16 protein-coding genes and 1 pseudogene are annotated in these 22,621 nt (G+C 69.5%); 6 read left to right on the forward strand and 11 right to left on the reverse strand.

Going from position 1 to position 22,621, the window contains the following annotated elements:
* Positions 1 to 38: 38 nt before the first annotated feature.
* The 5 genes from ACZZZB_RS00160 to ACZZZB_RS00180 form a co-directional block, all read right to left on the reverse strand.
* Positions 39 to 788 carry a hypothetical protein gene (locus tag ACZZZB_RS00160; RefSeq protein WP_202938310.1) on the reverse strand — a complete coding sequence of 250 codons (750 nt, stop codon included), beginning with the start codon at positions 786 to 788 and terminating at the stop codon, positions 39 to 41.
* Positions 785 to 2,047: a MurT ligase domain-containing protein gene (locus tag ACZZZB_RS00165; protein ID WP_194644579.1), complete on the reverse strand. Its 1,263-nt coding sequence runs from the start codon at positions 2,045 to 2,047 to the stop codon at positions 785 to 787. The genes ACZZZB_RS00160 and ACZZZB_RS00165 overlap by 4 nt, the downstream gene beginning before the upstream one ends.
* Positions 2,048 to 2,051: 4 nt before the next feature.
* Positions 2,052 to 3,374, reverse strand: coding sequence for an RNA polymerase sigma factor (locus ACZZZB_RS00170; protein ID WP_079706303.1), 1,323 nt, complete (start codon positions 3,372 to 3,374; stop codon positions 2,052 to 2,054).
* Positions 3,375 to 3,559: 185 nt separating this feature from the next.
* Positions 3,560 to 4,867 carry an MFS transporter gene (locus tag ACZZZB_RS00175; protein WP_463528683.1) on the reverse strand — a complete coding sequence of 436 codons (1,308 nt, stop codon included), beginning with the start codon at positions 4,865 to 4,867 and terminating at the stop codon, positions 3,560 to 3,562.
* Between the two features lie 9 nt (positions 4,868 to 4,876).
* Complete coding sequence (locus ACZZZB_RS00180; protein WP_079705876.1) at positions 4,877 to 5,800, reverse strand: proteasome assembly chaperone family protein; 924 nt, start codon at positions 5,798 to 5,800, stop codon at positions 4,877 to 4,879.
* A 120-nt stretch (positions 5,801 to 5,920) separates the two neighbouring features.
* Here ACZZZB_RS00180 and ACZZZB_RS00185 point away from each other — a divergent pair, with 120 nt between their 5' ends.
* From ACZZZB_RS00185 to ACZZZB_RS00195, 3 genes are all read left to right on the forward strand, one after another.
* The gene (locus tag ACZZZB_RS00185; RefSeq protein ID WP_202938308.1) at positions 5,921 to 7,423 is read left to right on the forward strand and encodes a leucyl aminopeptidase; all 1,503 of its coding nucleotides are present in this window, start codon (positions 5,921 to 5,923) and stop codon (positions 7,421 to 7,423) included.
* A gap of 95 nt (positions 7,424 to 7,518) precedes the next feature.
* Positions 7,519 to 8,892, forward strand: coding sequence for a dihydrolipoyl dehydrogenase (gene lpdA, locus ACZZZB_RS00190; RefSeq protein WP_064293772.1), 1,374 nt, complete (start codon positions 7,519 to 7,521; stop codon positions 8,890 to 8,892).
* A gap of 61 nt (positions 8,893 to 8,953) precedes the next feature.
* Positions 8,954 to 10,417: a 2-oxo acid dehydrogenase subunit E2 gene (locus ACZZZB_RS00195; RefSeq protein WP_463528684.1), complete on the forward strand. Its 1,464-nt coding sequence runs from the start codon at positions 8,954 to 8,956 to the stop codon at positions 10,415 to 10,417.
* Positions 10,418 to 10,447: 30 nt separating this feature from the next.
* On the opposite strand, the gene ACZZZB_RS00200 is transcribed toward ACZZZB_RS00195, so the two are convergent.
* Complete coding sequence (locus ACZZZB_RS00200; protein ID WP_463528685.1) at positions 10,448 to 11,965, reverse strand: protein kinase domain-containing protein; 1,518 nt, start codon at positions 11,963 to 11,965, stop codon at positions 10,448 to 10,450.
* A gap of 131 nt (positions 11,966 to 12,096) precedes the next feature.
* Here ACZZZB_RS00200 and ACZZZB_RS00205 point away from each other — a divergent pair, with 131 nt between their 5' ends.
* The gene (locus ACZZZB_RS00205) at positions 12,097 to 12,801 is read left to right on the forward strand and encodes a DUF4191 domain-containing protein (RefSeq protein WP_071260054.1); all 705 of its coding nucleotides are present in this window, start codon (positions 12,097 to 12,099) and stop codon (positions 12,799 to 12,801) included.
* An 88-nt stretch (positions 12,802 to 12,889) separates the two neighbouring features.
* On the opposite strand, the gene ACZZZB_RS00210 is transcribed toward ACZZZB_RS00205, so the two are convergent.
* Positions 12,890 to 13,321 (reverse strand): RDD family protein, encoded by a 432-nt coding sequence (locus tag ACZZZB_RS00210; protein ID WP_086473339.1) that lies wholly within the window; start codon positions 13,319 to 13,321, stop codon positions 12,890 to 12,892.
* A 139-nt stretch (positions 13,322 to 13,460) separates the two neighbouring features.
* Here ACZZZB_RS00210 and glnA point away from each other — a divergent pair.
* Positions 13,461 to 14,884: pseudogene (glnA, locus tag ACZZZB_RS00215) on the forward strand (type I glutamate--ammonia ligase).
* Between the two features lie 73 nt (positions 14,885 to 14,957).
* On the opposite strand, the gene ACZZZB_RS00220 reads toward glnA, so the two are convergent.
* From ACZZZB_RS00220 to ACZZZB_RS00235, 4 genes are all read right to left on the reverse strand, one after another.
* Positions 14,958 to 17,951, reverse strand: a complete 2,994-nt coding sequence (locus ACZZZB_RS00220) for a bifunctional [glutamine synthetase] adenylyltransferase/[glutamine synthetase]-adenylyl-L-tyrosine phosphorylase (RefSeq protein WP_463528686.1) — start codon at positions 17,949 to 17,951, stop codon at positions 14,958 to 14,960.
* Between the two features lie 21 nt (positions 17,952 to 17,972).
* A complete protein-coding gene (locus tag ACZZZB_RS00225) occupies positions 17,973 to 19,328 on the reverse strand; it encodes a glutamine synthetase family protein (protein ID WP_079705870.1) in 1,356 nt (451 codons plus the stop codon).
* Between the two features lie 97 nt (positions 19,329 to 19,425).
* Positions 19,426 to 21,393, reverse strand: a complete 1,968-nt coding sequence (locus tag ACZZZB_RS00230) for a hypothetical protein (protein WP_463528687.1) — start codon at positions 21,391 to 21,393, stop codon at positions 19,426 to 19,428.
* Positions 21,394 to 21,496: 103 nt separating this feature from the next.
* Positions 21,497 to 21,682, reverse strand: a complete 186-nt coding sequence (locus ACZZZB_RS00235) for a hypothetical protein (protein ID WP_064293764.1) — start codon at positions 21,680 to 21,682, stop codon at positions 21,497 to 21,499.
* Positions 21,683 to 21,716: 34 nt separating this feature from the next.
* Here ACZZZB_RS00235 and map point away from each other — a divergent pair, with 34 nt between their 5' ends.
* Positions 21,717 to 22,619: a type I methionyl aminopeptidase gene (gene map / locus ACZZZB_RS00240; protein ID WP_463528688.1), complete on the forward strand. Its 903-nt coding sequence runs from the start codon at positions 21,717 to 21,719 to the stop codon at positions 22,617 to 22,619.
* Positions 22,620 to 22,621 lie beyond the last annotated feature (2 nt).

A 22,621-nucleotide genomic window follows, 5' to 3' on the forward strand; every position in this document is an offset into this window, starting at 1 on the left:
ATGTCATCGAGGAAGCGCGGAGTCGAGAACGCGCGTACTCAGGCGAGCGCCGAGACGATCTGCGCTCTGGCGTTGGCGGCGATCTCGTCGAGTGCGTGGAGTTCCGGTGATTCGTCGAGCATCGAGGTGCCCCCGGCGACCGTGATCGCCAGACGGAGCAGCCGATCGGCCAGTTCCGGGTTCTTGGCGAGGACCGGACCGTGCAGGTGGGTTCCGACGAACGGTCCGACCAGCGCACCCTCCGTGCCGTCGCCGTTGCCTCGTCCGTGCTGCACGGTGCCGATCGACTCGACGCCCGTCCCGGCTCGGAAGTCCCGCCCGTGGTTCTCGTACCCGACGAGTACCGGGGCGTCGAGCTCGAGGCCGCCGCTCGGCACGACGACGAGGTCGTCACTCGCCCGCGTGCGCCGCAACGGGGCGTCGCCCTCGATGATGGCGAGGCCCTCGACCCAGTTCCCCGGCACCAGCTCGAGCCGGCGCGTGAGGAGCTTCCACCCGTTGGCGACAGCGAGGACTGGCACGCCGGCCTCCACCCAGGCGATGAACGCGTCGCGGAACGGCCGGAGCGCCTCGAGCACCTGTGGCGCCGACGGGTCGTCGCACGACCCGAGGACGACGGCGTGGACCGTGCTCGGGAGCTCGGCGACCGATTCCACCGGGACGAGCTCGACGGCGAGGCCACGCGCGCGTGCCCGGCGAGCGAGGACCGCGCCGTTCTCGGCGTCGCCGTTCACATTGCAGCTCGCGGGCAGGAGGACGGCGATGGTGATCGTCGGCTCGGTCGTCATGCGTCGTCCTGATCGTTCGAGGCGAGGCCGAGGTGCGCGCGGGTACGGCGCATCGAGTCGGCGGTGAAGATCACGGTCTTCCGACCGTGCGCGGGCGCAGGGAGTGCGAGGAACGCGTCCAACGCCGTGCCGAGGTCCGGTTCGATCCGGTCGATCTCGACGCCGTCGTAGCCCAGCTGCAGCGCGGCCTCCCAGGCCTTGGACCCCGACACGAGCGCCACACGACCGAGCCTGGACGTGTCGACCGGCCAGAGGTACGAGGGATCGCGGACGTCGCTCCCGACGGCGACCAGGATCTGCTCCGTGTCGGCCGCGAGGCTGTCGACGTTGAGCTGGAAGCTCGCGGGGTTCTGAACGAGGACGAACTCGACCTCGACACCGCGGACGGTCGTCACCTCACCGCGGCCGAACACCGGCGTGAGCGCGCGGAACGACTCAGCCGCGGTGGTGAGCTGGAACTCGGGGCCGAGGATCGCGGCGGCGCCGGAGAGGGCTGCAGCCGCATCCACGGCGTAGTGCACGCCGCGAGCCGGCAGACGGAACCGGACGGTCTCGCCGCGGTGGGTGATGGACACCAGGTCGCCGTCGAGGGCCTCGACGACGGTTCCGGACCCGGGATCGACCCGATCGGACGAGGTCGCGCTGTACCCGAGGCCGCGTGCGCTGGCGCCGAGCACGGCCGTCGAGACGCCGTACCGCCACCGCGTCGCGTCGCTGCCTGGCGCGACGGCGTCGACGAGCGCGTCATCGCCGTTCAGGACGAGCGACGTGCTCGATCGGGCAGCGATCGCGTCGAGCATGCGCGCCACCATGGCAGCGTCGTGGAAGCGGTCGATCTGGTCGACGGACACGTTGGTCAGGATGACGTGGGCGGGCGCGAGTCGCGGCGCGATGAGCGCGCCGTGTCCTTCATCCATCTCGAGCACCCCGAGCTCGGCGTCGATCCGGCCGCGGAGGTCGGCTCGTTCGAGGAGAGCCGAGGTGAGGCCCTGGGAGATGTTCGCCGTGGACGGGTTCGTGAAGACCGACACGCCGTGGGCACGCAGGATGCCGACGAGCATCTTGGTCGTCGTCGACTTCCCGCTCGAGCCGCTCACGATCACGAGACCACGCGGGAAGGCGTTCAACGTGTCGGGGAGGAACCCGGGCGCGATGCGGTTGACCACGAGGCCGGGAACGGCCGATCCCCCGCCCGGCTTGCGCAGCCTGGCGAGGAATCGGACGGCACGACCGGCGAGGATGGCCGGGGCGTAGCGCATGCTCCTACTCGAGGTAGTCGCGGAGCGACTGGGATCGGCTCGGGTGACGCAGCTTCGCCATGGTCTTCGACTCGATCTGCCGGATGCGCTCACGGGTGACCCCGAAGGTGTCGCCGATCTGGTCGAGCGTCTTCGGCATGCCGTCGCCGAGGCCGAAGCGCATCCGGATGACGCCCGCTTCCCGCTCGGAGAGCGAGTCGAGGAGCGACTCCAGCTGCTTCTGCAGCATCGTGAAGCTGACGGCGTCGGCCGGCACGACCGCCTCGGTGTCCTCGATGAGGTCGCCGAACTCGCTGTCGCCGTCTTCGCCGAGGGGCGTGTGCAGCGAGATGGGCTCGCGGCCGTACTTCTGGACCTCGATGACCTTCTCAGGCGTCATGTCGAGTTCGCGGCTGAGCTCCTCGGGCGTGGGCTCGCGGCCCAGGTCCTGGAGCATCTGCCGCTGGACGCGGGCGAGCTTGTTGATGACCTCGACCATGTGCACCGGGATGCGGATGGTGCGCGCCTGATCGGCCATGGCGCGCGTGATGGCCTGACGGATCCACCAGGTCGCGTAGGTGGAGAACTTGAAGCCCTTGGTGTAGTCGAACTTCTCGACCGCACGGATGAGGCCCAGGTTGCCCTCCTGGATGAGGTCGAGGAACTGCATGCCGCGGCCCGTGTACCGCTTGGCGAGGCTCACGACGAGTCGGAGGTTCGCCCCGAGGAGGTGGCTCTTGGCACGGGCGCCGTCCTTCGCGACCCACTGGAGCTCACGGCCGACCCGCGAGCGCTTCTCGAGGTCGGAGAGCTGGGCGAGCTTGTCCTCGGCGAAGAGGCCCGCCTCGATGCGCATCGCGAGTTCGACCTCTTCGGCCGCGTTGAGGAGCGCGACCTTACCGATCTGCTTGAGGTAGTCCTTGACCGGGTCGGCGGTGGCGCCGGTGATCGCGGCCGAGTACACCGGGATCTCGTCGTCGTCGCTGTTGGAGAGCACGAGTGCGTCGGTGGGGAGGGTGATCTCCGGCACGGACTTGTCGTCCTCCTCCTCGACCGCCTCGGTGGCGTCGCCTGCGGGCGCGTCGACCACGGCGTCGTCGGCGACGACCTCGACGACGACGTCCTCGTCGTCCGTGCCCTCATCGGGCTCCGTGCTCGACTTCGTACCCGCCTTGGCGCGGGTGGCCTTCTTGGGAGCAGCCTTCGCTCGGGTCGTGGTGGCCTTGGTGGTCCGAGCCTTCGCTGCGGGAGCCTCCGTGGCCTCGTCTGCTGGCGCTGCTTCGTCTGCGCGAGCCGTCTTGGTGGCCATAGCTGCACCTTCCTGTTCGGACCCGGCATGGACAGTCATCGCCGGATCGTCCGTGATTTCGGACATTACGAGGACCCATGTCAAGTCTTGGTGCAGTGCAACCCGAAAAGGGCCGCCGACATTCCGAGAGGTGAACGGGTCCGTGTTCCATTATAGCGCGCGGCGGAAGACCTCAGAGCCACAGGCCGTTTGTCAAGGGTGGGATCGGTGGACGAAGCGAACGCTCAGCGACGGCGACCGAGCCTGGCACGGACAGCGATCCACAGCGGACCGACGGCGATGCCCTCGTCCTCGGCGAAGCGTCTCCGCGTGCGGGACCGGGCGACGAGCAGCATCGCGACCCCGAATCCGACCACCAGGTACTGCACGGAGAAGGCGATCCGGAAGCTGTCCATGGAGTAGTCGGCACGGGATCCCCCGCTGACCGCGTCGATGATGAGACCGATGAGGAACATCATGACGAAGCTGGCGAGGAACCCTCCGACGTTCACGATGCCGTTCGCCCCGCCGAGCGCGCGGATGGGGTTGAAGGTGCGGGCGAAGTCGAACCCGATGAGTGAACCGGGGCCGCCGACTCCGACCACGACGAACAGGACGATCACGAGCCACATCGGTGGGACGCCCGGCCAGAGGAGGAGTGCGGCCCAGGCGACGCCCATGACCGTGACGATCCCGAGCACGAGGTTGCTCCGCCGGTAGGGGAACCGGGCGGTGAGCACCCCGAGGATGGGTCCGGCGATCATGCCGGAGACCACGATGACGATGAGCAACGATGCGGCGAGGGGCTGCGGGTAGCCGAGGGCGTAGACCATGAACGGGAAGCCCCAGAGGAGCGTGAGGACCGTACCGGAGGACTGGGTGACGAAGTGCGACCAGAACCCGAGACGCGTCCCTGGCCGACGCAGACTGATGACGACCTCGCGGACGACGTGGCCCCACGTCTCGGGGCGCGGCGCCTCGTCGGAACCGGACGGCCGGTCGCGGACGACGATCACCACCCCGACGAGCGCCAGGAGGACGAGTCCGGCCGCACTGAGGAACGCCGGCGACCAGCCGAAGGCGTGCAGGACGAAGGAGAACGGCACCGCCGAAAGGATCTGTCCGATCTGCCCGATGTTGCCGACCCATTGCGAGACGATCGGCACCCGACGGGTCGGGAACCAGGAGTTCACGAGCCGCAACACGGAGGTGAACACCGCGGCGTCGCCGAGGCCGACCAGCATCCGGCCGACGATCGCGCCGCCGAGTTCGGTCGTGAGGCCCAGCCAGACCTGGCCCGCCATGACGACCGCCAGCCCCGCGAGGATCAGCACGCGAGGTCCGAGGCGGTCGATGAGCACCCCGACCGGGACCTGCATCGCGGCGTACACGATGAGCTGCGCGACGGCGAGGGTCGACAGCGCGGCGGCGTCGATCTGGAACCGCTCAGTGGCGTCCACCGCTGCCACGCCGAGCGTCGACCGCTGCATGACGGTGATGAGGTAGGCGAACACCCCGACGCCGAACACCCACCAGACGCGTCGAGATCCCACCGATCCAGCTTAGGTGGTCGAGCGGTCCTCGTCGCCGTGGCGCCGGCTCGCGAGGAACTTCTCGAGCTCCGCGGCGATCTCGTCGGCCGTCGGGAGCGCCCCGTCGATGTCGGTGAGCGGCGATTTCGGCGAGTTGTCGGCCATGTAGGCGTCGTACCGCTCCTCGAGCGTCGTGACCAGCTGGCCGAGCTCGTGGTTGGTCCCGACCTGCTCGTCGATCTTGACGAGGAAGTCGCGGCTGTCCTCGCGGAGGCGGTCCGTGGGGAAGATGAGGCCGGTCGCCGCGCTGAGGCTCTCGATCGCCGTGATCGCCGCGGCCGGGAACTCCGTGTCGGCGAGGTAATGCGGCACGAGGAGCACGAACGCCGCGATGCTGTCGCCGCGCTCGTAGAGGCGGTACTCGAGGAGGTGGAGCACGTTGGACGGCACCTGGGTGCGGGGGCGCCAGACCGAGAGCGACTCGATGAGGTCGAACCGGTTGCCGCTGACGGTGACGCCGATCGGCCTGGTGTGCGGGACCGGCATCGGGATGGCGTGCACCCACGTGGTGTCGCTGACCCGGAAGCGGTCGACGAGCTCGAGCACAGCCGCGACGAAGCGGTCCCAGAGGAAGTCGGGCTCGAAACCGGTGAGCAGGAGGAACGGCGACCCGAGCTCGTCGTGGGCGAGCGACAGGGTCAGCCGAGGTGGCCGGTACTCCGTCAGGTGGTCCTGGTCGAACGAGATGATCGGCCGGCGGGCCCGGTAGTCGAGCAGGACGTCGGCGTCGAACTCGGCGATGACCGTCGTGTCGAGGACGTCGTCGAGGTAGGCGTTCAACTGCCCGACCGCGCCGCCGGCGTCGGAGAACCCGGTGAGCCCCGCGACGAGGTGGAGGCCGGCGGGGATGTCGATCTCCGGGTGCACCTCGTAGAGGTCGTCAGGCGTAGGCATGGTTCAACTCTAAACGGGGGTGTCGCAGCGCCCTTCCCCTCCGAGCGTCGGCGGTACCGCCGAGAGCGAACACCGGCGGCCCCGCCTCGGACCGGAACGGCACGTGCCTACGATGTAGGCATGACGATCCCCGTGCTCTCCGTGTTGTCCGCCGCCGCCGAGGGAGTCGAGGCCGAGCTGCTCGTCCTCGCGGTGAGGAAGGGCGATGACGGACCGGAGCTCCTGGCGCCCGATGTCTACGCACCGCTCGCGGACGAGCTGCGCGCCTCCGGTGTCACGGGATCCGAAGACCAGGTGCGACGCCTCCCGGACCGGTTCGGCGCGGCGTCCGGTCTCGTGCTGGTCGGCCTCGGTCCGGATGCGGACGACGCGGCCTTCCGACGAGCCGCGGGTGCAGTGACCAGGACGATCGACGGCCAGGCCTCGATCGCGTTCGCGTTGGCGGAGGAGACGGCCGCCGCCGCCGAAGCCGTCCTCGAGGGGGCGGCCATCGGCGCCTACCGCTACACCGCGTCGCGCGGTGTCGGATCCGCGCCGGCACCGACACCGCTCGGGCAGATCACCGTCGTCGTCCCGTCGACCGTGGACGCACCGGATGCCGGGCTCGCGGAGCACGCCACCGCGGTCGCCGAGGCCATCGCGCTCGTGAAGGACCTGGTCAACACGCCGCCGAACGAGCTCTACCCGGCGACCTTCGCCGACGCGGCCCGAGCAGCGGTCGACGGCCTCGACGTCGAGGTCGAGGAATGGGACGAGACCCGCTTGGCCGAGGACGGCTTCGGCGGCATCCTCGGTGTCGGGCAGGGTTCCTCTCGGCCTCCGCGACTCGTCAAGCTGAGCTACCACCCTGAGGCGGCCCGGAGCCACCTGGCCCTCGTCGGGAAGGGCATCACCTTCGACAGCGGCGGCCTCTCCCTGAAGCCGCCGGTCTCGATGGTCGGCATGAAGTACGACATGACCGGCGCGGCGACCGTGCTCGCGGTCCTGGCCGCGGCCGCGCGTCTCGGGGTGCCCACCCGGCTGACCGCGTGGCTCTGCCTCGCCGAGAACCTCCCGTCGGGCACGGCGATCCGGCCGAACGACGTCCTCACCATCCGGGGCGGACTCACGGTCGAGGTCACCAACACCGACGCCGAGGGCCGGCTGGTCCTCGCCGACGGACTCGTCGCCGCAGGCGAGGAGGGCCCGGACGCCATCATCGACGTGGCGACCCTGACGGGAGCCGCCGTGGTCGCGCTCGGCAACCGCTACACGGGCGTCATGGGCGACGCTTCGTTCGTCACCGACCTCATCGCGACCGGGTCCGGTGTGGACGAACTGTTCTGGCCGATGCCGTTCCCCGCGGAGCTGCGCAAGGTCCTCGACTCCGACGTCGCCGACCTCGCCAACGCCAAGCCCGGGACCACCGCGGGCGGCATGCTCGTCGCAGGCACGTTCCTCCAGGAGTTCATCGCCGAGCGTACCGACGAGGAGGGCGGCACCACCCGCATCCCGTGGGCCCACCTGGACATCGCCGGGAGTGCGATGAACGGCGACGCCCCCTACGGCTTCACCGCCAAGGGCCCGACCGGCGTCGCGGTCCGCACCCTCCTCGCAATGGCCGAGGAGATTAGCCACCCGTAGTAAGGTCGGTGGGGGCGGTTCGACCCGCCTCGACGCCGCCGAACACACCACGACGGTTTCCGATCGACCACGAAGCACACACAAGGAGCAACGGAGTGTCCGAGCAGAATTTTGACCTGGTAGTCCTGGGAGGCGGAAGCGGCGGATACGCTGCGGCGTTGCGCGCTTCGCAGCTCGGCCTCACCGTCGGCATGATCGAGAAGGACAAGGTCGGCGGCACCTGCCTCCACCGCGGTTGCATCCCGACGAAGGCGCTGCTGCACTCCGCCGAGGTCGCGGACGCATCGCGCGAGTCGGAGAAGTACGGCGTCAAGTCCACCTTCGAAGGCATCGACATCGAGGGCGTCACGAAGTACCGCGAGGGCATCGTCGCGAAGAAGTACAAGGGACTCCAGGGCCTCGTGAAGGCCCGCGGCATCACCACCATCGAGGGTGAGGGCCGTCTGGTCTCCCCGACGAGCGTGCAGGTCGGCGACGACCTCATCACCGGCAAGAACGTGATCCTCGCGACGGGCTCCTACAGCCGCTCGCTCCCCGGTCTCGAGATCGGTGGCCGCGTCATCACGAGCGAGCAGGCGCTACAGCTCGACTTCGTGCCGAAGAAGGTCGCCGTCCTCGGCGGCGGTGTGATCGGCGTCGAGTTCGCGAGCGTCTGGAAGTCGTTCGGGACCGAGGTCACGATCATCGAGGCACTCCCCCACCTCGTCCCCAACGAGGACGAGTCGATCAGCAAGGCCCTCGAGCGCGCGTTCCGCAAGCGCGGCATCGAGTACTCGCTCGGCGTGCGGTTCCAGGGCGTCACCCAGGACGACTCGGGCGTGCACATCACGCTCGAGGACGGCAAGACGATCGACGCCGAGCTGCTGCTCGTCGCCGTCGGCCGTGGCCCGTCGACCGCCGGACTCGGCTTCGAGGAGGTCGGTGTCACCATCGACCGCGGCTTCGTCATCACCAACGACCGTCTCGAGACGAACATCCCCGGCCTCTACGCCGTTGGCGACATCGTCCCCGGCCTGCAGCTCGCGCACCGCGGCTTCCAGCAGGGCATCTTCGTGGCCGAGGAGATCGCCGGTCTCAAGCCGGTCATCATCGAGGACGTCAACATCCCGAAGGTCACCTACAGCGACCCCGAGATCGCGTCCGTCGGTCTCAGCGAGGCCAAGGCGGCCGAGCAGTACGGCGCCGACAACATCACGAGCTACGACTTCAACCTCGCCGGCAACGGCAAGAGCGAGATCATCGGCACGAGCGGCAACGTCAAGGTCATCCGCGTCAACGACGGCCCCGTCATCGGTGTGCACATGATCGGCGCCCGCGTCGGTGAGCTCATCGCCGAAGGCCAGCTCGCGGTCAACTGGGAGGCCTACCCCGAGGACATCGCGCCGCTGATCCACGCGCACCCCACGCAGAACGAGGCGCTCGGCGAAGCATTCCTCGCGCTCGCAGGCAAGCCCCTGCACGCGCTGTGACGCATTCCGAACACCCCAATAAGCTAGTGAACACACAACAGGTTTCAAAGGAGACAAGGTCATGAGCGAATCCGTCAGCCTCCCGGCACTCGGCGAGAGTGTCACCGAGGGTACGGTCACCCGCTGGCTGAAGAATGTCGGCGACACCGTGGAGGTCGACGAGCCGCTGCTCGAAGTGTCGACCGACAAGGTCGACACCGAGATTCCTTCGCCCGTCGCGGGTGTCATCGAAGCGATCCTCGTCCAGGAGGACGAGACCGTCGAGGTCGGCACCGCTCTCGTGACCATCGGTGATGGTTCGGGTGCGGCTGCGGCCGAGGAGCCCGCGCCCGCCGCGGAACCGGCTGCTGCCGAGCCCGCTCCGGCTGAGCCCGCTCCCGCGGCCGAGCCCGAGCCGGCACCTGCTGCCGCGCCGGCTCCCGCTGCTGCTCCGGCTCCCGCCGCTGCGCCTGCTGCTGCACCGGCACCTGCCGCTGCACCGGCACCTGCTGCTGCTGCTCCGGCTCCTGCTGCTGCTCCGGCTCCCGCTGCTGCTCCGGCTCCCGCCGCTGCGCCTGCTGCTGCTCCGGCACCTGCCGCTGCACCTGCTGCTGCTCCGGCCGCCGCTTCAACGCCTGCCGCCGGCAGGGTCGTCAACTCCGGTTACGTCACGCCGCTGGTGCGTCGTCTCGCCAACCAGCACGGCGTCGACCTCAGCACGGTCACCGGCACCGGTGTCGGCGGACGTATCCGCAAGGAAGACGTCCTGCAGGCTCAGAGCGCCGGTGGCGCCACGGAGTCGCCCGCTGCTCCGACCGTCCAGGTCTCCGAGCTGCGTGGCACGAGCAAGGCCATGTCGCGTCTGCGCAAGGTCGTCGCTGAGCGCGCGGTCGCTTCGATGCAGGGCACCGCCCAGCTGACGAGCGTCGTCGAGGTCGACGTCACGAAGGTCGCGGCACTCCGCACGGCCGTCAAGGACGAGTTCCTCGCCAAGACCGGCAACAAGCTGTCGTTCCTGCCGTTCTTCGCCCTTGCCGCCAGCGAGGCGCTCCAGACGTACCCGATCATCAACGCCACCGTCGATGGCGACCAGATCGTGTACCCGGAGACGGAGAACCTCGCGATCGCCGTGGACACCGAGCGTGGCCTGCTGACGCCGGTCATCCGCAACTCGGGCTCCAAGTCGATCGCCGAGCTCGGCGCCGAGATCGCCGATCTCGCGCAGCGCACTCGCGACAACAAGCTGCAGCCGGACGAGCTGTCGGGCGGCACGTTCACGCTGACCAACACCGGTTCGCGCGGCGCCCTGTTCGACACCCCGATCGTGTTCCTGCCGCAGTCGGCGATCCTGGGTACGGGTATCGTCACGAAGAAGCCGGTCGTCGTCACGGTCGACGGTGCAGACGCGATCGCAATCCGTTCGACGGTCTACCTCGCGCTGAGCTACGACCACCGCATCATCGACGGCGCGGACGCTGCACGCTTCCTCGTCCAGGTGAAGAACCGCCTCGAAGCAGGCGACTTCCGCGACTCGCTCGGGATCTGATCCCGAACCGATCGCGCTGTGTGCATCGCCTCATCCGGCGGTGAACACCTCCCGCAGACGCCAGCCCGTCTCGCCCCTCACCACGAGGAGCGTGACGGGCTGTCGTCGTCCTGCGGCGGCCTCGTCCGTCTCGGACGGCTCGGCCGTGCCGCGGAGGACCGCCGCGTCGCCCTGAAGGTCGACGAGGTCCAGACTCGCCGCATCGATCGATCCGATCCCGACACCGAGGTGCTCGTCGTCCTCGAACGGGGACCCGCGTTCGACGGAGTCCCAGACGCACCCCTCCTCCCCCGTCGTGCGGCACTGATCCCGTCGACGGACGAGCTCGCGGGCCGCGGCCGCCGGATCGTCACCGGTGACCACGTCGACGGCGCCGGCTTCGTCCGCCGCTGACGTCGGTGTCTCCACCGGTGGCGCGATCGTCGTGACCGCCGCGGACGCCGGGCCGACCGAACCGGCCGGCGTCGGCGCGATCGCGGTGCTCGGGTCTTCGGACGGCAGGAACACCATCGCAGCCGACACCAGTGCCGCTGCCGCGCCCGCCGCTCCGATCACGAGTCGACGACGTCTCGGGCTGGAGTCGACGGACGGCGTCGAGCGGCCGGCGGCCGCTACCCGTGTGCCTCGACCGGGTCGCCAGGCCAGACGACGACGCAGCGACGACGCGGGATGTCGTGACCGACGCCTCGATTCGACCGCGGCTCGTCGGGTCGGCGGGAGCGGAGCGGTCCGCTGCGCGCGATCGGCGGAAGCACGGATGGCATCGGCAGGTGATGCGGACGGCGGGTCGACGCGGTCGAGCAGGACCGGGAGCGGTCGTGCCAGGGCGTGGATCCGCTGTTGCAGTCGATTGGCGATCTCGTGGTCGGCGAGTTCAGGCACGACGTCGGCCCAGGCTACGGTCGAGGGGGTCTCGTCGGGGTCGGTCGCCTGCAGGACACCGTCCATGAGCCCCGCGAACGCCGTCCAATCGGCAGCGAACGCCGGAGCGGTGCGGCCGAGCCCACCATCGATGGTCTGGTGGTCCACGGGAGCTGCGCCCGACCAGCCGGAGAGGACCGGTCGGCCGTCGTCGGCGAAGCGCACGGCCGAAGCGTTGATCGACCCGTGGCTGATCCCGGAGAGGTGCGCTGCGCGGATGGCGTCGACCAATGGTGCCAGGATCGTGACGGCCTCACCGGGAGCGATCGACTCCCGGCGGCGCAACAGTTCTCCCAACGTGCCACCGGCGAGCCGCTCGACCAGCAGACACGGGAGGCCGTTCGGATCCTCGGCGACGTCGACGAGTCTCACGATGTGCGGGTGGTCGAGTCGGGACAGGATGGCCGCGCGACGCCAGAGGTTGCGTTCGGCGGCGTCCGCCCTCGCTCGGAGCAGCACGGCGTCGCCCGCCGGGGCGGCCTGGTCGGTACGCCCTCCGTGCGCGGATCCGGCGTGGGCGAGCACCGTCGAGTAGGCCGTCCACTCCCGGCCCTCGCCCAAGCGCCGGACGAGACGACGGCCGGCGACTCGGGTTGTGGTGGCCGACGGGTCTGGCAGTGTTTCCATAGCTCGATCCTCCGACGCGGAGCCCCGTCCGACGGCGTCGGCGCACGCGGCTGTGGACAAGCTCCCCGCGCCGCCGGCCTGTGGAGCAGAACGCAGCATCAGGACCCTCCGTCACCGGCTATCCTGGGAGCATGGCTCAGAAGGACGCGCCCCCGGCGGCGCAGAAGGAACCAGGGCGGATCAAGCAGCTCTGGCAGGTGTTCCAGCTCACCCGTCGCCACGACAAGGCGGCGCAGTGGTTGATGCTCGGCGGCTTCATCCTGCCGGTGCTCATCGGTGTCGCGGTCGCGCTGCTGTTCTCGGCGGGCAACATCTTCGCGCTCGTCATGTGGATCATCGCGGGAGTGCTCGCCGGTATCCTCGCGGCCCTGTTCATCCTCACCCGGCGCGCGGACAAGGTCGTCTACACGCAGATCGAGGGTCGGCCGGGCGCGGTGGGCCAGGTGCTCCGCGCTGCTCCGCGCTCGTGGCAGACCAGCGAGATGCCCGTCGCCGTGAACCCGAAGACCCAGGACGCGATCTACCGCGCCGTGGGCCGTGGTGGCGTCGCACTGATCGCCGAAGGACCCCGATCGCGGACCTCACGCCTGCTCGAGGACGAGAAGCGTAAGGTCACCCGTATCCTCCCGAACGTGCCGATCACGGTCTTCCACGTCGGCCCCGACGCCGACTCCGTGCAGCTCCGTCAGCTCTCCGGCGCCCTCCGGAAGGTCAAGAAGTCCTTGACCAACCCCGAGGTGCTCGCGGTCAGCAACCGTCTGTCCTCGTTCGGTACGCAGCTCCCCATCCCGAAGGGCGTCGACCCGATGCGGGTCCGCCCGCAGCGCGCGCGCTGACCCACCGACCCCGCTCGGAACACCTCGCGGTACGGAAACGACGGCCGCCCTCCTGACGGAGGGCGGCCGTTCGCGTTTCCGGCTGCGTTCAGCGCACCCGCAGGAGCACCGTGCCGGCGACCTTGTCATGGAAGCCGCGCTGGTCCGAATCCCAGACGAGCGCCGGGACGAGCACGCAGAGGAGCACGGTACGCACGGCCGGCCGCCAGAGTCCGACCCAACCGCCGGTCAGCGGCATGAGTCGCATGCCGCACAGGCGATGACCGAGACTGCCGCCGATGGTCGGGATGAACACGAACTGCATGATGGCGAAGATCACGAGCGTCGCGGTGGCGTCGTAGGCGAAGAACGCGACGGAGAGGACGACCGCCATGGCCCAGTCGATGACGAGCGCGGTGATGCGCCGACCGACCCGCGCGACCGATCGGACGCCGCTCTCCGGGAGTCCGAGGCGTTCACCGGGGAAGGCGCTGGGAGGAAGCTCTCCGAAGGTCCGTGGATTCTGCGGGGTGTGGGGCACTGTGCCATTCTATTCGGGCGGGGATTCTCGTAACATCCACGAAACATGGGTGTCATGGCGGGGTAACCCCCTCCCCGTAGTCTCACAGATGGCTGCGCTGTGCAGCCTCCCTGTACCAACCCCATTTGGAGCCATTCACATGTTCAGTGATTCTTCCGAAGTGCTCAAGTTCATCAAGGACACCGATGTCAAGTTCCTCGACATCCGCTTCACGGACCTTCCCGGCGTGCAGCAGCACTTCAACATCCCGGCCAGCACCGTCGACGAGGAGTTCTTCACCGTCGGCCAGCTCTTCGATGGTTCGTCCATCCGTGGCTTCGCCAACATCCACGAGTCGGACATGCAGCTCATCCCGGATGTCTCCACCGCTTACATCGACGCCTTCCGTGCCGAGCGCACGCTCATCATGGTGTTCGACATCTACAACCCCCGCAACGGCGAGATCTACTCCAAGGACCCGCGTCAGGTCGCCAAGAAGGCTGAGAAGTACCTCGCCTCCACCGGCATCGCCGACACCGCGTTCTTCGCGCCTGAGGCAGAGTTCTACATCTTCGACGACGTCCGGTACGAGGTGAACCAGCACTCGAGCTTCTACTCGGTGGACTCCGAAGAGGGAGCCTGGAACACCGGCCGCGCCGAAGAAGGCGGCAACCTCGGCAACAAGACGCCGTACAAGGGTGGCTACTTCCCCGTCAGCCCCGTCGACAAGCAGGCCGACCTCCGCGACGACATCAGCCTCAAGCTGATCGACGCCGGCCTCATCCTCGAGCGCGCGCACCACGAGGTGGGCACCGGCGGCCAGGCCGAGATCAACTACCGCTTCGACACCATGGTCGCCGCGGCTGACGACATCCTCAAGTTCAAGTACATCGTGAAGAACACGGCCGAGCTGTGGGGCAAGACCGCGACCTTCATGCCGAAGCCGCTCTTCGGCGACAACGGCTCGGGCATGCACACGCACCAGTCGCTGTGGAGCGACGGCAAGCCGCTCTTCTACGACGAGAACGGCTACGGCGGTCTCTCCGACCTCGCCCGCTGGTACATCGGTGGTCTGCTGAAGCACGCCCCCGCCGTCCTGGCGTTCACGAACCCGACGGTGAACTCGTACCACCGTCTGGTCCCCGGCTTCGAGGCTCCCGTCAACCTGGTCTACTCGGCCGGTAACCGCTCGGCGTCGATCCGTATCCCGATCACGGGCACGAACCCGAAGGCCAAGCGCATCGAGTTCCGCGCGCCCGACGCCTCCGGCAACCCGTACCTCGCGTTCGCCGCTCAGCTGATGGCCGGCCTCGACGGCATCAAGAACCGCATCGAGCCGCACGAGCCCGTCGACAAGGACCTCTACGAGCTTCCCCCGAGGAGGCCAAGAACATCCCGCAGGTGCCCGCATCGCTCGGTGCTGCGCTCGAGGCACTTGAGGCGGACCACGAGTTCCTCCTCGCCGGCAACGTCTTCACGCCGGAGCTCATCGAGACCTGGATCCAGTACAAGCGCGAGAACGAGATCAAGCCGCTGGCCCAGCGCCCGCACCCGTTCGAGTTCGAGCTGTACTACGGCGTCTGAGCCCACTCGGCACCACGAACCGCCCGTCATCCTCTCGGATGGCGGGCGGTTCCGTGTCGTCGAGGCGGTCCGCTCAGATGCCGTAGAAGCCGTGCTCGAAGACCGTCCGGGCGCGCCGGGTGGCCGCGAGGTAGTCCTGTTCCAGGAGACTCGCCGATCCGGTCGGGTACTCCAGGAGTCGCGCCACGCCTTCGAGCTGTTGTCGATCGCTCGGCAGCACGTCTTGCGTCTTGTTCAACCACAGCGTCATGGCCGAGCGGATCCGCGACGCGAGGATCCAGGCCTCACGGAGTCGTTCGGCGGACTCCCGATCGACGAGATCCGCCTCCACCGCCGCGTCGAGCGCTCGGAGCGTCGAGGTGGTGCGCAACGACGGTACCGCCGCGCCGTGCTCGAGCTGGAGGAGCTGCACGAACCACTCGACGTCGCTGAGCGAGCCGCGCCCGAGCTTCAGGTGTCTCGTCGGGTCGGCGCCCTGCGGCAGCCGCTCGTTCTCGACGCGTGCCTTGATCCGTTTGACCTCGCGGACGGACTGCTCGCTGATCGCCGTTGGGTAGCGGACCGTGTCCGCCACCTCGGTGAACGCCTCGATGAGCTCGGTGTCGCCCACGACTCCGGCGGCGCGGAGCAGCGCCTGGGCTTCCCAAGTGAGCGACCAGCGCGCGTAGTAGTTCCGGTAGGAGTCGAGGGAGCGCACGAGCGGACCGTTCTTCCCCTCGGGACGGAGGTCGAGGTCGAGGTCGAGCGGGAGCCGGGCGTCCTCGCTCAGACGCTTGAGTTCTGCGGCGATCGCTCCGGCCTGCCGCTGTGCGTCCTGGGTGTCGACCCCGTCCTTCGGCCGGAACACGTAGAGGACGTCGAGGTCTGAACCGAGTCCGAGCTCTGCGCCGCCGTAGCGGCCCATGGCGATGATGGCGAACTCGATGTCCGCGCCGAGGCCGCCGATGCGTCTGACGGCGCCGAGGAGCCCTGCGAGCGTGGCCGTCGACACGTCCGTCAGTCCGGCGGCGAGGCCCTGCACGTCCAGCATGCCGACGGTCGACGACATCGCCAGCCGGAGGACTTCGCGTCGCCGTACCGCGCGGATGGCGGCGGCTGCGGTGTCCGGCGAGTCGTGTCGTCTGAGGATGGCGGCGATCTCCTCGCCGAGCGCGGTCGACGATCGTGGGAGGAGGTCCTCGTCTCCGGCGAGCCAAGCGGCCGACTCGGGGATGCGGTCCATGAGCTCGCCGATGAACCGGGACCCCGAGAGGACCCGCGTGAGCCGCTCGGCCGCGCCTGAGGAGTCGCGGAGCATCCGCAGGAACCAGTGCGACTCGCCGAGGGACTCGCTGAGCCGCCGGAACGCGAGCAATCCGTAGTCGGGGTCGGCGCCGTCCGCGAACCAGCCGAGCATCACGGGGAGCAGATGCCGCTGGATGTTGGCGCGTCGAGACACACCGGCGGTGAGCGCCCCGATGTGGGCGAGCGCGCCGCGGGGGTCGACGAAGCCGATCGCCGCGAGTCGCGCCTCCGCCTGACCGCTCGTCAGACTCAGCCCGCTCTCGGGCAGGGCCGCGACCGCCGAGAGTAGCGGACGGTAGAACAACCGCTCGTGCAGCTGCCGGACACCGTGCTTCGTGGCCTCCCAGCGCGTGACGAGGGCCTGTGCGGTCGTCGCGAGCGTGCTCGACCGGGCCAGGGAGCGGAGCGATGGCTCGTCGCGCGGCATCATGTGCGTGCGCTGTAGGCGTGTCAGCTGCAGGCGGTGTTCGAGCACACGGAGCAGGCGGTAGTCGTGCGCGAACTCCTGCGCCTCGGCGCGACCGATGTATCCGGCGGTCGCGAGGCCGTCGAGGGCGGCGAGGGTTCCGCGTTGATGCACGGAGTCGTCGAGCTGTCCGTGGACGAGCTGCAGCAGTTGGACCGTGAACTCGATGTCGCGGAGCCCGCCCGGGCCGAGCTTCAGTTGGTAGTGGACGTCCTCCGCCGGAATGTGTTCGGTGACCCGTTCGCGCATGCGCTGCACGGATTCGACGAAGCCCTCGCGGGACGCACTCCCCCACACCTTCGGCTGCACCGCCTCGATGTAGCGGGCACCGAGCTCGGGATCGCCGGCGAGGGCCCGTGCCTTGAGGAGGGCCTGGAACTCCCAGCTCTTCGCCCAGCGGTCGTAGTAGACGAGATGCGACTCGAGCGTGCGGACGAGGGCGCCGGCCTTCCCCTCCGGACGGAGGTTCGGATCGACCTCCCACAGGCTCGGCTCGAGACCAGCCTGTCCGAGACCGCGCATGGTGAGGACCGCGAGCCGGGTGGCGATCTCGACGGCACGCCCGTTGTCGAGCCCGTCCTCGTCGTCGCCCGAACCCTCACCGACGAAGATGACGTCGACGTCGGAGACGTAGTTCAGTTCTCGTGCGCCCGCCTTGCCCATGCCGATGATGGCGAAGCGGGTGGCCGCGACCTCCTCGCGCGGGTACACGCCGGGCCCCCTCGGGCCGCTCGTCTGCGTGCGTGCGACGGCGATGGAGGCCTCCAACGCACCCGCTGCGAGGTCGGAGAGGGCACTGGCGACCCGGTCGAGCACGACGATCGGGTCCGGGGCGCAGAGGTCGAAGAGGGCGACCTCTGCGAGCAGTCGGCGGTAGACCACGCGGATCGCGTCCCAGGCCGGCTCCTCGACGATCGCGGCGAAGCCGTCCTCGGCACCGACGCTCGCGAGCAGTTCGTCGCGCGCCTCCTGCAGCGTCGGGACGCGGGTGACCGGCAACTCGAACACCGACAGCTGGTCGGGGTGGCGGAGGAAGAAGTCGATGAACCCCTGCGAGGCGCCGAACAGTCGGAACAGTCGCTCGGCCGAGGCCTGGTCCGCCAGGAGCGCCGACAGTTCGTCGGGTGACTTCCGACCGACCATCAGCACACCGACCAGCGCGGCGTCGGGGTCGGCCGCGACGGCGAAGGAGGGCGACAGCGACGCCGGGTCGAGCTGGACGAGCTCGGCGAGCTCGTCCAGCCGGCCCCGGGCCTCACCCAGACCGGTGAACCCGAGTCGGGCGAGCGTGCTCAGAGAGATGTTCTCGCGGACCATGCGACCGACCGGTCCCCTCGTCTAGAGCATCTCCAGGTTGCTGGCCAACTCGAAGGGGGTCACCTGGGCCCGGTACTCGTGCCATTCCTGTCGCTTGTTCAGCAGGACGTAGTTGAACACCTGCTCGCCGAGCGTCTCCGCCACGAGTTCGGAACCCTCCATCAGGCTGACCGCGCGATCGAGGCTGGCGGGCAGGGCGTTGTATCCCAGTGCCCGACGCTCGGTGTCGGAGAGGGTCCAGACGTTGTCCTCGGCCTCCGGCGGGAGCTCGTAGCCCTCCTCGATGCCCTTCAGCCCAGCGGCGAGCATGAGCGAGAAGGCGAGGTACGGGTTGGCGGCGGAGTCGATGGCGCGGTACTCGACCCGAGCGCTCTGGCCCTTGTTGGGCTTGTACAGCGGCACGCGCACGAGTGCGGAGCGGTTGTTGTGGCCCCAGCAGACGAAGCTCGGGGCCTCGGACAGCTTGTTCGGACCGACACCACCCCAGAGTCGCTTGTAGGAGTTCACGAACTGGTTCGTCACCGCGGTGATCTCCGGAGCGTGCGTCAGGAGTCCGGCGATGAACTGCCGGCCCGTCTTCGAGAGCTGGTACTGCGCACCCGCCTCGTAGAAGGCGTTCGAGTCGCCCTCGAACAACGACATGTGCGTGTGCATGCCGCTGCCGGGCTGATGGACGAGCGGCTTCGGCATGAACGTCGCGTAGACGCCCTGCTCGATCGCCACCTCCTTCACGACGGTGCGGAAGGTCATGATGTTGTCGGCCGTCGTCAGGGCGTCGGCGTACCGCAGGTCGATCTCGTTCTGGCCGGGGCCCGCCTCATGGTGGCTGAACTCGACGGAGATCCCGAGGTCCTCGAGCATCCGGACGGAACGTCGACGGAAGTCGTGCGCGGTGCCACCGGGGACGTTGTCGAAGTAGCCCGCGGAGTCGACCGGCTCCGGTCCGTCGACGCCGTACTGCGAGGACTTCAGCAGGTAGAACTCGATCTCGGGGTGCGTGTAGAACGTGAACCCCATGTCGGCGGCCTTCGCCAGGGTGCGCTTCAAGACGTTCCGCGGGTCGGCGACGGCGGGCTGGCCGTCAGGCGTCGTGATGTCGCAGAACATGCGCGCCGTCGGGTCGATCTCGCCGCGCCACGGCAGGATCTGGAAGGTCGTCGGATCGGGGTGGGCCAGGAGGTCCGACTCGTAGGAGCGGCTGAGCCCCTCGATCGCCGATCCGTCGAAGCCGAGGCCCTCGGAGAACGCGCCTTCCACTTCGGCCGGGGCGATCGCGACGGACTTGAGCGTCCCGACGACATCGGTGAACCACAGCCGGACGAACTTGACGCCCCGCTCCTCGATCGTGCGGAGAACGAAGTCGCGCTGCTTATCCATCTGCCCCTCTTCCTTCGGCCGGCGGCCCGTGTCTAGGCTACTGGCTCCGTCCCGGTTCCCGCTCATCAGCGCGCGCCGGGCGTGGGCGATCCACGGCTCACCACCAGGCGAGGACGAAGAGTGCGGTCCAGCCGGCCGTCGCCGCCCACAGCAGCGAGAGTGCGGCGATCCGCAGCCGCGATCCACGGTGGGCCCCTTGCCAGACGGGCACCAACCCGAGGCAACTCACGAGGAGGGCGATGGAGAGCCACGGCAAGGCGGCGGGCACCCCGACGAGAGCGATCGCCGGACTCGAGGCAGCCGCACGGACGAGCACGACGGCTCCGCCGATCGCCCACGTCGCTCCGAACACCGGAGCGATCCCCAGCAGGAGACCGTCCTGGACCGGCTGGCGCCGAAGCGCCTGGGTGATCAACCGGTAGCCCCACGCCACGGACCATCCGATGGCCACGAGCCCGAACAGGATGGGCAGCACCAGTAGCAGCCACCCGCCACCGGTGTCCGACGAGGTCTGCTCGGCCCATCGCGGGCTCGCCGCGACATCGGCTCGATCGACGACGGCGACGGCCGCGTCGTCGGCGTCGCAGAGCGCCGCCCGATAGCTCGCCGGATCGCTGAGCCACGCGCGCACCGCGACCCGCGCGCACGCACTGCTGACCGATGGGACGGCTCCCGACCCGGGGAAGACCGCCACGAGGGCGTCCGCCGTGCCGTCGGCGACGGGGACGACGAGGGCGGCGGCCTGTTCCGGTGCGCTGAGCACGAAGACAGACGTCCCGATCGCTCCCGGCGGCGGCGTCGCACCCACGGCGAACGAGGAGCAGGCGGCGGCCGCGACGTCGTCCAGCAACGTCGGCGTGGTGACCTCCGCGTCCGAGCGTTCGATCGCCCCAGGCCAGCCGGTGGTCGAACACCCGAGCACGCGGTCGAGGATGCCTTCGGGGTCGGTCAGCTGGGCGATCGCATCGTTCGACACGGGGTCCAGCACCGTGCTGTCGCCGTCCGCGACCGAGCTCAGGAGCACCGGGAGTGCCGCCTGGGCGGTGGGTTCGGACAAGGCGTGTGAGGCGATCGCCAAGAGCGCGTCGCCACCGAGGGTGATCGGCCGCGGTCCGGAGGTGCGGTGCGGTTCGGCGACGAGCGCATCGGTGGCGGCGGTGAGGATCCCGGCCGAACGTGCGACCTCGGTCGGCGCGGTGTCCGGGGTCGCGGTCTCCGGTTCCTCGGCGGCGGCGGCCTGTGGTGCCGCCGGCGGGGACGGAACGGGACCCTGCGGCTCGACGCCGCGCGCACGGACGACGGCCAGGGCGGCCGCCACACCGCCCGCGGAGACGATCCCGGGTGCACCCAGGTCGGGGCCGTCGAGGACGACGCCGTCGACGCCACCCGGATCGGCGTCGGACGCCGCGAGGGCCACGCCGGCCGACGAGCCCACGGCCAGGATGGTCCATCGCGCGTAGCCCAGCTGCTGACGGAGGTCGCGGAGGTCCGCCGCCGCAGGCGCGACGCCGAAGTCGCTCGGCACGATGCCGTCCTCCTGCCAGGCCGCGGCGCAGGAGGCGAAGGCCGTGCCGATCGCGGCGACGCGCGCTGCGCGGTCCCCGTCAGCGCCGAGCGACGCGCGGATGGCGGCGGTCGCCGACGCACAGTCGAGCGACGGCGTGGCGTCGCGACCGCCCCGGCGTTCGACGAACACCACGTCGCGGTCGGCGGCAAGCCCGCCCTCGACCGCGAGCTGCTGGATGTCGAGCGTCGAGAGCGCCGACCCGCCGGCGAGGTAGACGAGCGGCGATCGCCCGGTCTCGAGGGCGGCCGGTACGAGCACGTACGGCAGGGTCGCCTCCGCCGAGTCCGGCACCGCGCGCGACAGGGGCACCGTCAACACGCCGCAGCGGGAACCACCGGGCACCGCGGTGACGCACTCGGCGGTAGTGACCTCGGCGGCGACCGTCGGCGCTGCACCGGCTGGCGACGTCGGCATGAGGAGGAGTCCGAGGCTGAGGGCCGCGACGGCACCTCGTCCGACGGCGATCGGTCGCCTCCGCGGACGGTCGATCCTGTGCATGTTCCCCCGCTCGAGCTTCATCGCTCGGCCCATCCTGGCGGATCACACCACGCCTGCGGAAGAGGGCTGACCCGCAATCCGCTCGCGTTGCGACCCGGGCGGCTCAGTCCTCGGCAGCCTCGTCGGCGTCCCACTTCGCGCTGTTGGCACGCAGTCGCTCGAGTGCGTGCGAGGCCTCCGCAGCCGTCTCGAAGGGACCGACGCGGTCGACGACACTCGACTCGAAGCCGAACTCGACCTGACCGGTCTTCGTGTTGTACCAGTACTGCTCGGATGGTTCCTTCGCCACGGCGCGTCTCCCCTGCTCGGTTAGGCTTGATCCTATGCCTTTCGACACCGCAGGTCACCTGATCCCCGGTCGCGTCGGCCGCCCCCGATCGGTGCCGGAGACGATCGTCCGCCCCGAGTACGTCGGCCGCGCCGCACCGGCCACCGACACCCGGGGCGACCTGTATTCGGCTGAGGAGATCGAACGCATCCGGATCGCCGGGACCATCGCCGCCGATGCGATCCAGGCCGTCGGCGCGGCGGTCCGCCCCGGGGTGACCACCGATGAACTGGACGCCATCGGACACGCGTTCGTCATCGGTGAGGGCGCCTATCCGTCGACGCTCGGGTACCGCGGCTACCCCAAGTCGATCTGCAGTTCGGTCAACGAGGTCGTCTGCCACGGCATCCCCGACGACACCGCTTTGCGCGAGGGCGACCTCGTGAACATCGACATCACCGCCTACCTCGACGGCGTGCACGGCGACAGCAACGTGACCTTCCTCGTCGGCGACGTCGCCGACGACACCCGTCTCCTCGTCGAGCGCACCCGGGAAGCCCTCAACCGCGGTATCAAGGCCGTCGCCCCCGGCCGGCAGATCAACGTCATCGGTCGTGCGATCGAGTCCTACGCGAAGCGGTTCGGGTACGGCGTCGTCCGTGACTTCACGGGCCACGGCGTCGGCCGGTCCTTCCACTCGGGGCTGATCGTCCCCCACTACGACGCCGCGCCGCTGTACGACACGGTGATGGAGCCGGGCATGGTGTTCACGATCGAGCCGATGCTCACGATCGGCTCCCAGGACTGGGAGCAGTGGGACGACGACTGGACGGTCACGACCCGCGACCGGTCGTTGACCGCGCAGTTCGAGCACACGCTCGTCGTCACCGAACGCGGGGCCGAGGTCTTGACCCTTCCGAGCACGATCGACACCGCCGCAGCGCCCGCGGCGCTCTAGGC

Source organism: Plantibacter sp. AC185 (assembly GCF_979258065.1).